The sequence below is a fragment of the Acidovorax sp. NN32 genome (genome assembly GCF_057597245.1).
Genome location: NZ_CP199679.1, coordinates 636,823 through 649,413 on the forward strand (window position 1 = coordinate 636,823; position 12,591 = coordinate 649,413).

A 12,591-nucleotide genomic window follows, 5' to 3' on the forward strand; every position below is an offset into this window, starting at 1 on the left:
GCTCGGGCGGGTAGAGAGCGGGTTTCATGCTGCAGCCTTGACGGGCGCGAAGGTCTTGGTGTCCGACAGCTTCAGGGTGGCGCTCACGCTGCCTGTGCGGCCGTCCTCGAACTTGACCTGGGTCTCGATGTACTGCTCGGTGCGGCCTGCGTACAGCGCATCCACCAGCACCGCGTACTTTTCGGCAATGAATCCCCTGCGGACCTTATTGGTGCGCGTGAGTTCGCCGTCGTCCGCGTCCAGCTCCTTGTGCAGCACCAGGAAGCGGCTGACCTGGCTGCCCGCCAGCATGGTGTCGGTGGCGAGGTCGGCGTTGACCTTCTCGATGCACTCGCGGATCAGCTCGTACACCTCGGGCTTTTGCGCCAGGTCGGTGTAGCCCGCGTAGGGCAGGTTGCGGCGTTCGGCCCAGTTGCCCACGGCGTCGAAATCGATGTTGACCATCACACACACCTTCTCGCGGCCGTCGCCCAGCGCGACCACTTCCTTGATGTGCGGGAAGAACTTGAGCTTGTTCTCCACATACTTGGGCGCAAACATGGCGCCATCGTTGGCGCCGCCCTTGATGCGGCCCACGTCCTTCACGCGGTCAATGATCTTGAGGTGGCCGTGTGCGTCGAGGAATCCTGCATCGCTGGTGTGGTACCAGCCATCGGCGGTGAGCACCTCGGCTGTGGCCTTGGGGTTCTTGTAGTACTCCTTGAGCAGGCCGGCGGACTTGACGAGGATCTCGCCGTTGTCGGCCACCTTGATCTCCACACCGCGAATCGGCACGCCCACCGTGTCGGCGCGCGCCTGGTTGTCGGGCTGCAGGCACACGAACACGGCGGTCTCGGTGGAGCCATACAGCTGCTTGAGGTTGATGCCGATGGAGCGGTAGAACGTGAACAGATCCGGGCCAATGGCCTCGCCTGCCGTGTACGCCACGCGCACGCGGCTAAAGCCCAGGTTGTTGCGCAGCGGGCCGTACACCAGCAGGTTGCCCAGCGCGTACTTGATGCGGTCCAGGGTGCCCACGGGTTCGCCGTCCATGAGGGCGGGGCCCACCCGCTTGGCCACGCTCATGCAGGCGTGGAACATGGCGCGCTTGATGGTGCCTGCGTCTTCCATGCGGATCATCACGCTGGTCAGCAGGCCTTCAAAAATGCGCGGCGGCGCAAAGTAGTAGGTGGGGCCGACTTCCTTCAGGTCGATGGTCACCGTGCTGGCCGACTCGGGGCAGTTGACCACGTAGCCGCAGGCCAGCCACTGGGCGTAGCTGAAGATGTTCTGGCCGATCCAGGCCGGGGGCAGGTAGGCCAGCACTTCTTCGCTGCTGGTGAGCTTGTCGAACTCGGCACCTGCGCTGGCGCGGTCCAGCAGGGTGCTGTGGGTGTGTACCACGCCCTTGGGGTTGCCCGTGGTGCCCGAGGTGAAGAACATCGCCGCCACATCGTCGGGCTGGGCCTTGGCGACCTCGCTCTGGAACCACTGGGGGTTCTTGGCGACGTGCGCCTTGCCTGCTTCGATCAGCGAGTCCAGCGACGCCAGGCCCTGTTCCTCGTAGTTGCGCAGGCCGCGCGGGTCGTCAAAGTAGATGTTCGAAATCTGGGGGCACTGCTCGCGGATCTCCAGCAGCTTGTCCACCTGCTCCTGGTCTTCCACCAGGCAAAAGCGCACTTCGGCGTTGTTGAGCGGGAACACGCATTCGGCCCCTACGGCGTCCTGGTACAGCGGAACAGGAATCGCGCCCAGTGACTGCGCGGCCAGCATGGTGGCGTAGAGGCGGGGGCGGTTGGCGCCGATCACCACCATGTGTTCATGGCGCTGCAGCCCGGCCAGGTGCAGGCCAGCGGCCACCTGCTCCACCAGCCGCACCAGGTCAGCCCAGCTGTGGGTTTGCCAGATGCCATATTCTTTTTCGCGCAGGGCCGGGGCCGTGGGGCGCTCGGCGGCATGCTTGAGCAGCAATTGCGGGAACGTGGTCAACATTGCAGGTTCCTGAAAGTAAGAGGTGTCCGTCCGGTGACTGCCGGGAGCGCGGCCTTGTGGCTGCGTATCTGTGTATGGGATGGATGCTAGGACTGACTTTGACGTCATCTTGTCTTGCCGACGACAATTTACGGGAAACTACTCCTCGGGTAAAACCCTGACGCACGGCGAATGGCCGATTGGCGAGGGTGGCGGACGGGGTATCGCGGAACGCTTCACAGGGGGGCGGTATCCTCACGGGCTATGTACGCCCCGTTCTTCGGCCTTCAGCACCCGCCGTTCTCCATCGCCCCCGACCCCCGCTACCTGTTCATGAGCGAGCGGCACCGCGAGGCGCTGGCCCACCTGCTCTATGGACTGGATGCAGGGGGGGGCTTCGTGCTGCTCACGGGCGAGGTGGGGGCGGGCAAGACCACCGTGTGCCGCTGCTTTCTGGAGCAGATCCCGTCGCACTGCAACGTGGCCTACATCTTCAATCCCAAGCTCACGGTGCGTGAGCTGCTGCGTTCCATCTGCGACGAGTTCGGGGTGCCGCACAAGCCCACCGTGCCGGGTGGTGTGGAAACGGTCAAGGATTACATTGACCCGCTCAACGCCTCGCTGCTGGCGGCGCACGCCGCCGGGCGCAACACCGTGCTCATCATCGACGAGGCACAGAACCTCTCGGCCGACGTGCTGGAGCAGCTGCGGCTTTTGACCAACCTGGAGACCAGCGAGCGCAAGCTGCTGCAGATCATCCTCATCGGCCAGCCCGAGCTGCGCGCCATGGTGGCCAAGCCGTCGATGGAGCAATTGGCCCAGCGCGTGATTGCACGTTTTCACCTGGGCGCACTGAGCCCGCAGGAGACACAGCAGTACATCGCACACCGCCTGGCCGTGGCCGGGCTCACCGGGCCGCTGCCGTTTGACCGGGGTGCCCTGCGGCGTGTGCATGCGCTCTCGCACGGCGTGCCCCGGCGCATCAACCTGCTGTGCGACCGGGCGCTGCTCGGTGCCTATGCGGCTGGCGCGCGGCAGGTGAACCGGGCCATCGTCAACCGCGCTGCGCGCGAGGTCTTCGATGCGCCGGCCTCGGCCGCTGCAGCGCGCAGCGCCCGGCAGGCGGGACTGCCGCGCTGGGCTCTGGCGGGCCTGGGTGCCGTGGCGGGTGCTGCAGCGGTGGCGGCGGCGGGCTGGGGCATGGGGGTGTGGCCTGCGCACCGTGGCGGCCCGCAGGTGGCCACCACAGGCCCTGGTGCCGCCGTGGCGCAGGGTGCGGCGTCCAGCCCGGGCGCCAAACCCCCGGCGGCTGCGGCGCCTGCGGCAGTGCTGCCCGCATCCGCTGCGGCTGCCTCCGCCCCGGTAGCTGCCGCGCCCGCTGTACCGGCGTCATCGGCGGCACCGTCTTCTGCGCTGGACCAATTTATGCAGGCCCAGCCTGCCACCGATGCGCCGGCCTGGCAGGCGCTGGCCTCGGCCTGGGGGGCGGCTTTGCCTGCGGGCGCGGATGCCTGCGCTACCCTGCCGCGCGAGGGCCTGCGCTGCTACCGCAACCGCCGTGCGGGCCTGAACCTGGTGCGCCAGATCGACCGGCCTGTCCTGCTGGCTCTGTACCCGTCGGAAGAGGCCGAGGCCCCTGTCTCGGTCTTGCTGCGTGGACTGGATGGCGACAACGCCACGCTCGAAGGCGGCGGCCGCAGCTTGCGCGTCCCCGTGGCCGAACTGGCCCAAGTCTGGCGCGGCGAGATTGCCACGTTGTGGCGCGCCCCGGTGGGCATGCCCGACCGGGGCGAGATCACCGATTCACCGGCGGGCGCGGCCTGGCTGGACCAACGGCTGGCGAGCAAGGCCGCCGGTGGCTCGGGCCCCGGCAGCAAGCCGGTGACACCCGCTCAGCGCCAGTCGCGCATCCACCGGTTCCAGCTGGCCCAGGGCGTGACGCCCGACGGCCGCGCCGGCCCCCTGACCCTCATGCTGCTCAACCGCGCCACCGGCGTGAACGAGCCACGTCTGCGGAACACGCCTTAACCATGTCCTACATCCTTGATGCCCTGCGGCGTGCCGATGCCGAACGCGGCCGGGGCGCCGTGCCGGGCCTGCACACGCAGGCTGCGCCCACTTCTGGCGCTTCCTCCATGCCGGGTCAGGCCGGGCCGATCAACCTGTGGTTTGTCGCAGCGGGCGTGGTCGGAGCCGCTGCGCTGGCGGCCGGCGGCACCTGGTGGGCCCTGCGGCCCCAGGCCCCGGCTGTGGTGGTGGCAGCGGCCCCGGCTGTGCCAACGCCCGCTGCCGTGGCGCCCCCCGTGGCAGCGCCAACCCCGCCGCCGCCCCCTGTGCCCGCGCCGGAGCCTGCCCCGGCACCCGCACCCGCACCGATGGCACCTCTTGAGCCCCGCAGCACCGACAAGCGCCCGGCAGACAAACGCAGTGCAGCACCTCAGCCACCCCCGCGTGAACGTGAGCGGCCCGTGGCCTCCGTGGTGGTGGCGGCTCCTGCGGCGGCCCGCGCCCCCGCAGCCGAGCAGCCCGCGCGCCCGCGCAGCCCGGCAGCTGCGCCCGCCCCCCAGGCCCCCTCAGCGCCTGCGCCACGGCCGTCACCAGACGCCGGAGTGGCACCACCGCCCGCCAGCCCCGTGTTTGCGCAGGGAGACCTGCCCGAGGCCTTGCGCACGCAGTTGCCTGCGCTCAAGGTGACGGGCGCCACCCATTCGAACAATCCGGCCTACCGCATGGCCATCGTCAACGGACAGGTGCTGCACGAAGGCGACCAGGCGGCACCCGGCCTGGTGCTGGAAAAGATCGAGCCTGGGCGTACTGTCTGGTCGTTCAAGGGCTACCGGTATGGGGTGGCGGCGCAGTAGGCTTGCAACCCTCGAGTTTTTCCGGCTCGCCAAATCTGCTTTACGCCCCTGTTTTCATGATGAAGATCATCCTTGCCGACGACCACACGCTGTTCCGGGAGGGCCTGCAGTACCTGCTGCATGAACTGGACCCGCACGCGGTGATGCTGGCCGCCGGGGACTATGCCGCAGCGGCAGCCCTGTTGGAGGAGCACGCCGATGCAGCGCTTGCCTTGGTGGATCTGGACATGCCGGGGCGTGAGCGCGAGGGCGGAATAGAGCGGCTGCTCGCGCTGGCGCCCACCATGCCGGTGGTTGTGCTATCCGCCTGCGAAGACGCGAGCATGGTCCGGCGTGTGCTGGATGCGGGGGCCATGGGCTTCATCCCCAAGCGGGAGCGGCCTGATGTCATGCTGGGGGCGCTGCGTCTGGTGCTGGCCGGTGGGGTTTACCTGCCGCCGATGCTGCTGGCCTCCAAGCCCACTCCAGCGCCCGCCACGCCTCTGACTCCACGGCAGGCGCAGGTGCTGCACTGTTTGGCGCATGGCCATTCCAACAAGGTCATTGCGCGCCAACTGGGCATGACCGAGGCCACGGTGAAGGCACACACAGGCTCCATCTTTCGCAGTCTGGAGGTCAGCAACCGCGCCCAGGCGGTCCTGGTGGCCAGGCGCCAGGGGCTGTTGCCACGGGAGTAAAGCGCTCCTGTTGCGTGCCGGCCTGGGGGCTGGGCTCCGGCGTTGCCGATGGGCGAGGGTTACAGATGTGGCTACCCGGTCAAGCCAGCCCGTGCTGCGGCGCGTGGACGGCGTGGCGCAGAAACGCACGCAGGCGGGCTGCTGCAACGGGCTTGTGCAGCACCGGGTGGCCGCTGGCGCTGGCTTCACGCAGCCGGTCGGGTGCGGTGTCGCCGGTCACGATCAGCGCAGGAATATTGGCTCCCCAGGTCTCGCGGACTTGCGCAATCGCCTCGGCGCCGGTGCGTTCGTCACGCAGTCGGTAGTCTGCGACGATGGCCTGCGGGGCTTCGCGCAGCAGTGAAAGGGCCTCGCCGACAGAGCTGGCCAGCGTGACGCGATAGCCCCAGTCACCGAGCAGCAGCGCCATGGCATCGCGCACTCCCGCCTCGTCATCGATGACCAAGACCCGCAGGCCGATGGCGTCCGCGGTGCCTTCTGTCGCGGTTGTCGCCAAGGTGGATTCCGCCTCCAGCGCTGGCAATGCCAGCTCGAACGTGGTTCCACGCCCCGGGGCCGAAAACAAGGTAAGCGGGTGGTCCAGAAGAATGCCCAGACGCTCCACCACCGCCAGTCCCAGGCCCAACCCCTTGCTCCGGTCCCGCTCAGGGTTGTGCAATTGGAAGAACTCCCGGAACACCGTCCTATGGTGTTCGGGCGGGATGCCAACGCCTGTGTCTTGCACGCGCACCACGGTTTGGCCTCCACTGCTGCGCCATTGCAGGGACACTTCGCCCGCTGGGGTGTAGCGCACGGCGTTCGACAGCAGGTTGCGCAACATGGTTTCCAGCAGGGCCGGGTCTGAATCCACCATGGCCTCTGGCCCCTCGCTGCGCCATGCCAGCCCCTTGGCCTGCGCGAGGGGTGCGAACTCGGCCCCCAATCGGCCCAGCAGGTCGTGCAGGGCCACAGGGCTGCGCTGCGGCTGCATCACACCTGCGTCCAGCCGCGAGACATCCAGCAGTGCATTGAGCAAACCTTCCAGGGCTGCCACGCTGCTGGCAATGCGGTCGGCCAAGGGCTCGTGGGCAGAACCCCTGAGGCGCTGCCGCATCGCCGTGACAAACAGTCCCAGCGCATGCAGCGGCTGGCGCAGGTCGTGGCTGGCGGCCGCCAGGAAGTGGGTCTTGGCCAGGCTGGCCTGTTCGGCCACTTCCTTTTGCTGCTGCAGGCTTTCCGCCAGCGCGGTCTTCTCGAACTGCAGGCTGATGGTCTCCATGGTCATGCCATGGGCCTGGCCCATGATGCCGTACAGGATGCCCAGGAAAAAAACCAGCCCGATGGCCATGCCCACGCCGCCTTCGCTGCCCTGCAGAGCAAGGCCCACGGCCGTCAGGCCCACGGAGGGGACGGCAAAGGCGTATTCCGAGCGCGGCCAGAACGAGGTGACGAAGACCGAGCCTGCTGAGGTCCCGACGATCATCGTGATCAGCAGCATTTGCAGCGCGGGTGAGTCGGGCACCAGGAAGAGCATGCCGGCAACGCCCCACGCCAATCCGTCCAGAAGTGCCGAGACCGTCACCTCGTTGGCCCAGCGCACAGCGCCTGCTGCATCTGCGACAGCAGCGTGGTATCTGCGCACCAGCAGATAGCGCAGGCCTGGCGCGAGCAGCGCCGCCAGCAGCCAAGCCCCCAATTGCCAACCGCCGCACCGGCTCCACAGCGCCGCTGCTGCGACCAGTGGCAACGTCGGCATGAGCGGTACCGCCCCGGCCAAGACGGCCTGCATGCGGCGTATCGCCTCCTGCTCGATCTGCGCCTGCGTGTGTTGCGGCTGTGGCTTGTCTTCCTCGGCCATGGCTTCTCCCTGACTTTTTGTAGTGAACCGATCCCACCGGCCTGGCATTTTGCGGGCTCTGGGGTCGTACGACCTGTGGTGTGAGGTCGTAGTCCTTCAGTCGAATGGATCAACTGCAGCGCTCTCAACACAATCAAAAGCTGACTGATCTGGCTCGGCCCATAACCCGCAAGACCCTCCCTGCGGGGGCTGTTTCACCATGAATGCCAGGTTTTCATCTCACTGGCCTGAGGTGCTGGTGCAGGGCCTGGCTACGCACCAGCAACTCTGTTCAGGCGCTTTGAGTCAATGCGATAAATGCTCGTAAATTCATAGCTGCTAGTGCTTATTGGTAAAGCGCTAGATCCACTTTTAGATCAATATCAAACATGAAAAATCTGCTCCGCACCACTGTTGCCTCGGTGCTCTTGTACGCGTGTGCAGCAGCCTGCGCAGCCCCGTACGCCATCACTTACACCGGTGTGGTCAGCAATTCCACGATTCCTGGGGTCGTGGATGGTGACAACTACCGCGTCACGTTTGTGATGGATAACGGAGGCAGCACGGCCCTGGGCCAGACCTGGATTCCTACCGAACTGCAGTGCACCATCTGGCGGCTGAACAGTGCAGGCACAGCCATCTTCCGGCACAACCTGCGCGCGGTTCCACTCCAGGTGCTCAACGGAAGTATCGCCACCGATGTCACGGGAGCGCTCACGCAGATGATGACGGCGCTTTCCATCACCAGCATGCAATCGAGCCAGTACGACACCAGCGGCATCGCGCTGGCTCCGCGAGTGTCGTGGAGGGCCAATGGCAACAACTGGGTGCTGTCTGACCGGAACAACGGCAGTGGAGGGACGCGCAGCTTCAGTGACGCGGCAGGTGGCGTGCAAATGGCCCCTGGCCAGTGGAGTGCCCCCCGCGCGGTCATGGGGCCCTGCGACGACACACCGGTGAACCCGGGGCCCCAGGCCACCCCTGTGCCCGCAGCGGGTGCGCCTGCCCTGGTGCTGATGGGGCTGACTGTGGCTGGCGTGGGTGTATTGCGGTTGCGTAGGCGCGGATGGCGGGGGTTTTTGTGACGGCATCTTCGCTTCCTCTATCTCCGATTCAAAAAATGCCAAAGGTGCATTTGATCGAAGGCCCTGCCGGGGCTGGCAAATCGACCTATGCCTATTCCTATGCCATGAACAACCAGGGCGTGCACATTGCGCTGGATACCTGGTTTTCGGTGCTCTTCAACGCAGATCGCATGGACGCCGGGCTTGACCCCGAGTGGTATGTGGCTCGCAAAGAACGGCTGACCCAGCTGATCTGGGACCACAGCCGTCAGCTTCTTGCCAACGGGGTGGACGTCATCCTGGAACTGGGGCTCGTCCAACGCAGCGCCCGGGAGGTGTTCTTCAGGCAGGTGGAGTCAGACGGGTTTGAAATCCAGATGCACGTCTTGGACGCCCCTTGTGAAGTACGGCGTGCCAGGGTCTGGCGACGGAACCGGGAAATGGGGAGAGCACTGTCTCCCACGGCGTGGGAAGAGATTTTTGAGATGGACAGCAAGCTTTGGGAGCCTTTGGACGCTGCGGAGTGTGAGCAGTACCAGGCAGTTTTTGTATCGGGTGCGAAATAGTTGGTTGGGAATTTTGGAATGCAGTGGCTCAAAGTAAGCAGAGGTCCCTTGGGGGCGCTCCAAAGCTGGTATCGCGCTGTACTGGCGTGGCGTTTCAGGTGTTGGGGGCATCGCTGGTACTCATGGGCATCAGCGGCACTACGCCCACCCGCACGGCCTGCGAGCGCGCTAGCGTTGTCGTCTGCGGTGTGGCCTCTGCGGCCATGGCGCCTGGCTCGTTTGCGCGGTGCGGTGATCGGTTCTGCGAGCCTTGCATCGTGCAGGTGCCCTGGTCGTACGACCCGGGTTTCGAAGTCGTAGTCCATCAGGCGAATGGACCCGCGCCGGGGCGCTTTCCACAATCGCATGCAGTTGGGTGGCGAAGCCGCCAGGCGTTGCCAAGCACTGCCAGCGCTGCTGGATGTGCCGTTCGCTTGCTCTCTATTTGATAGCTGTTTGCGCTTGCTGAATAAGCGCTGGAACTGTTTTTCTATTCAAATTTTATGGCCGCATCTTTTCGCACTGTCCTTGTCGCGTTCGTTCTGTCGACCGCCGTTGCCACGGTGGGCGCCGCGCCCTATGCCACCACATACGCGGGCACGGTCGCTGATTCGACGATACCCGGGGCGCTGGACGGCGACCGCTACAGCCTCACTTTGGTGATGGACAACGGGGGCACCACGTCCCGCGCGCAGACCTGGACTCCGGGCGATCTGCAGTGCGCCATCTGGCGGCTCGACAGCCAGGGCACGGCCGTCTTTCGGCACAGCATGCGCGCGTTCCCGCTGGAGACGCTGGACGGCAACATCGCCACGGACGCGGGCGGCGCGCTCGCGCAGATGGCCAGTGCGTTGGTGTCCGACGGCTTGCGCAGCGGCCAGTTCAGCGCCACCGGCATCACGCTGGTGCCCCCCGTGACCTGGGAGGCCGACGCCACGAACCAGGTGTTCTTTGACCGCGGCGGCCCTGGCGGCCTACCGCGTGGCTTTGGCGACGCCGCTGGGGGCGTGCAGATGGACCCGGCCCGCTGGAGCGCGCCCCGCGCGGTGATGGGGCCTTGCGACGACACCCCGGTGGTGGTGGCGCCTGCGGCCGTTCCCACCGCCAGCGGACCCGCGCTGGGCATGGCGGCACTGGCGCTGGCCGGCCTGGGCGGGCTGCGGCTGCGTCGGCGTGCGGGACCGCGGGGCCCGCGGTTTTGAGGGGAACGAAGACATGGACATTTTTTTCAAGGGAGGTTTTCTGATGCACCTATCACACGCACATGGCGGCTTCGGCCGCAGCAGCGGCGCTGCGGGGCCTGCCCCACGGCGCCCGCGCACGGGGCTGCGCGCCTGGGCGCTGCCACTGGTGGCTGCGCTGGCATGGACCAGCGGCAGCGCCATGGCCCAGGTTTGCGCGCCCGGCCAGTGGCTGGCCGAGTATTTCCCCAACACGGCGCTGTCCGGGCCGGCGGTGCTGACCCGCTGTGAAAACGGCCCCATCGACCGCTACTGGATGACGGACAGCCCCGACCCCCGGCTGCCCGTGGACAGCTTCTCGGCGCGCTGGACGGCGACCCTGACGTTTACGGGCGGCTCCGCAACCTTCACCACCTTCACCGATGACGGCGTGCGCGTGTTGGTCGACGGGCAGCCGGTTATCAACAACTGGACGCCGCATGGCATCACCATGGACACCGCTTCCGTGCCACTGGCGGCCGGCGATCACACCGTGCGCATGGAGTATTTCGAAGCCGGCGGCGAGGGGCTGGCGCAGTTGGTGGTGGAGGGCACCGGCCAGGCGCCCACCCCCGCGCCGCGCATCGTGTCGTTCATGGCGGAGCCGGGCACCATCGACGCGGGCGGCGCCAGCACGCTGGGCTGGTCCACCGAGGGCGCCGTGGGGTGCGTGGCCTCGGGTGGGTGGACGGGCAACCGCCCCGCCAGCGGCACGGCCAGCGTCACGCCGGCCGCTACCACTACCTACAGCCTGGACTGCCAGAACGCGCAGGGCGACAGCGCCAGCGCATCGACCCTGGTGATGGTGCGCGGTACTCCACCGGGAGCGCCGACCATCGCTAGTTTCGGCGCCACGCCCAGCCGCATCCGGCGCGGCGAAAGCGCCAGCCTGAACTGGCAGGCAAGCAACGCGACAGGCTGCACGGCATCGGGCGGCTGGAGCGGTGCGCGCCCCACCCAGGGCAGCGAGCCGGTGAGCCCGTCCGCCACGACGGCGTATGAGCTGGTGTGTACCAACAGTGCGGGCCAGTCCGTCAGCGGGACGGTCACGCTCGCGGTGGACAGCACCAATTCGCTGCCGCAGGTGGGCGGTGTCACGGCCAGCCCCACGTCCCAGGGCGTGCGCCTGGGCTGGAACCCCATTGCCCAGAGCGGCAAGTGGGTCTACGGCTACTACGCTGGCTGGTTCTGGACCATGTACCCACCCGAGGCGGTGGACATGACCACCATGACCCATTTCGTCTTCGGGCGCTACGCGCCGGGCACGGGCCCGCTGGGCGGGCAGGCTGGCGACCTGGTGGAGGGGGCGGGCGGCGCGCACACCGAGGTCGAGGAGCCACTGATCACCAAGGCCCACGGCAGCGGCGCCAAGGCGGTGATGATGGTGGGCGGCGAAGGGGATGGCCCCGGCTTCCGCGCCGCCACGGCCGACCCGCAGACCCGCGCACGGTTCATCAAGAACATTCTGGACAAGGCCGAGCAGAAGAACTACGACGGCGTGGACATCGACTGGGAAGAGGGTCTGGACACCGCGCAAAGCCGCGCCCAGGCGCTGGCCCTGCTGCGCGAACTGCGCGCCGCGTCGCAGCAGCGTGCCCGCTACCAGGCCACGCCGCTGGAGATCAGCTGGCCTGGCTTCTGGGTGAACGTGAACCACAAGGATGTGACCGCCTGGCATGCCGAGGTGGCCTCGGTGGTGGACCGCTTCAACCTCATGACCTACAGCATGACCGGCGACTGGGGCTGGCTGTCTTGGCACCACTCGCCGCTGTTCGGCGAAGGGCCACAGCACCCGACCTCCGTGGCGTCCACTGTGCAGACCTACCTGGACGCCGGTGTGCCACGGGCCAAGCTGGGCATCGGCATCGGCCTGTACGGCGCCTATTTCAACAACCCGGTGACGGGGCCGCGCCAGAGCACGGCCGGCATGCAGGGCTGGATGAACAACGGCGACTGGATGAACAACTACCAGCGCCTGGTGGAGGACAACGCCTTTGGCCAGATTGGTGCCACCTACCATTGGGACAGCGTGGCCAAGCAAAGCTACATCACCTATAGCAACCCTTGGTGGCGCGCTGCAGACACGCCCGTGACCTATCTGAGCTACGAGGATGAGCGTTCCATTGCGGAAAAAGGCCAGTGGGTCCGCGACCAGGGCCTGGGCGGCACGCTGGTGTGGACGGTGAACTACGGCTACCTGCCATCGGCCGGCACCAACCCGCAGATGCAGGCGGTCAAGCAGTCGTTCATCGCAGGGGCTGCGGCCGGCTACCGGGTGTACCGGGACGGTGTGGCGATCGCCACCACCACGAGCCCGAACTACACCGACGCAGCGGCGGCATCTGGCAGCCACAGCTACCAGATCGCCATGCTGGACGCATCCGGCAACGAAGGTCCGCTGTCCAATCCGGTGGTTGTCCAGGTGCCGTGATGCCGGGGCCCTGCGGATGCAGGGTCC

The 12,591-nt window shown here is 67.0% G+C and carries 9 protein-coding genes; 7 read left to right on the top strand and 2 right to left on the bottom strand.

All coding sequences use genetic code 11. The features are described 5' to 3' along the window. Nucleotides 1-24 precede the first annotated feature (24 nt). Complete coding sequence (locus tag ACT89O_RS03030; protein WP_121507718.1) at nucleotides 25-1,971, bottom strand: AMP-dependent synthetase/ligase; 1,947 nt, start codon at nucleotides 1,969-1,971, stop codon at nucleotides 25-27. A gap of 243 nt (nucleotides 1,972-2,214) precedes the next feature. On the opposite strand from ACT89O_RS03030, the gene ACT89O_RS03035 reads away from it, so the two are divergent. Genes ACT89O_RS03035 through ACT89O_RS03045 form a run of 3 tightly spaced genes read left to right on the top strand, consistent with a single transcriptional unit; the run spans nucleotide 2,215 to nucleotide 5,488 of the window. Further along, a complete protein-coding gene (locus tag ACT89O_RS03035) occupies nucleotides 2,215-3,978 on the top strand; it encodes an ExeA family protein (RefSeq protein ID WP_487261772.1) in 1,764 nt (587 codons plus the stop codon). A 2-nt stretch (nucleotides 3,979-3,980) separates the two neighbouring features. Continuing rightward, the gene (locus ACT89O_RS03040) at nucleotides 3,981-4,811 is read left to right on the top strand and encodes a general secretion pathway protein GspB (protein ID WP_487261773.1); all 831 of its coding nucleotides are present in this window, start codon (nucleotides 3,981-3,983) and stop codon (nucleotides 4,809-4,811) included. 56 nt (nucleotides 4,812-4,867) lie between these two features. Further along, a complete protein-coding gene (locus ACT89O_RS03045; RefSeq protein ID WP_487261774.1) occupies nucleotides 4,868-5,488 on the top strand; it encodes a LuxR C-terminal-related transcriptional regulator in 621 nt (206 codons plus the stop codon). A gap of 79 nt (nucleotides 5,489-5,567) precedes the next feature. Here the strand turns inward: ACT89O_RS03045 and ACT89O_RS03050 are convergent, their stop codons facing one another. Then, entirely contained in the window at nucleotides 5,568-7,325 is a 1,758-nt protein-coding gene (locus ACT89O_RS03050; RefSeq protein ID WP_487261775.1) for an ATP-binding response regulator, read from the bottom strand. 368 nt (nucleotides 7,326-7,693) lie between these two features. Between ACT89O_RS03050 and ACT89O_RS03055 the strand changes: the two genes are divergently transcribed. The 4 genes from ACT89O_RS03055 (at nucleotide 7,694) to ACT89O_RS03070 (ending at nucleotide 12,564) form a co-directional block, all read left to right on the top strand. After that, nucleotides 7,694-8,389: a hypothetical protein gene (locus ACT89O_RS03055; RefSeq protein ID WP_487261776.1), complete on the top strand. Its 696-nt coding sequence runs from the start codon at nucleotides 7,694-7,696 to the stop codon at nucleotides 8,387-8,389. After that, a complete protein-coding gene (locus tag ACT89O_RS03060; RefSeq protein ID WP_487261777.1) occupies nucleotides 8,386-8,934 on the top strand; it encodes an ATP-binding protein in 549 nt (182 codons plus the stop codon). The genes ACT89O_RS03055 and ACT89O_RS03060 overlap by 4 nt, the downstream gene beginning before the upstream one ends. Nucleotides 8,935-9,416: 482 nt before the next feature. Continuing rightward, complete coding sequence (locus tag ACT89O_RS03065) at nucleotides 9,417-10,115, top strand: hypothetical protein (protein WP_487261778.1); 699 nt, start codon at nucleotides 9,417-9,419, stop codon at nucleotides 10,113-10,115. A 43-nt stretch (nucleotides 10,116-10,158) separates the two neighbouring features. Beyond that, nucleotides 10,159-12,564: a glycosyl hydrolase family 18 protein gene (locus ACT89O_RS03070; RefSeq protein ID WP_487261779.1), complete on the top strand. Its 2,406-nt coding sequence runs from the start codon at nucleotides 10,159-10,161 to the stop codon at nucleotides 12,562-12,564. Nucleotides 12,565-12,591: the final 27 nt, after the last annotated feature.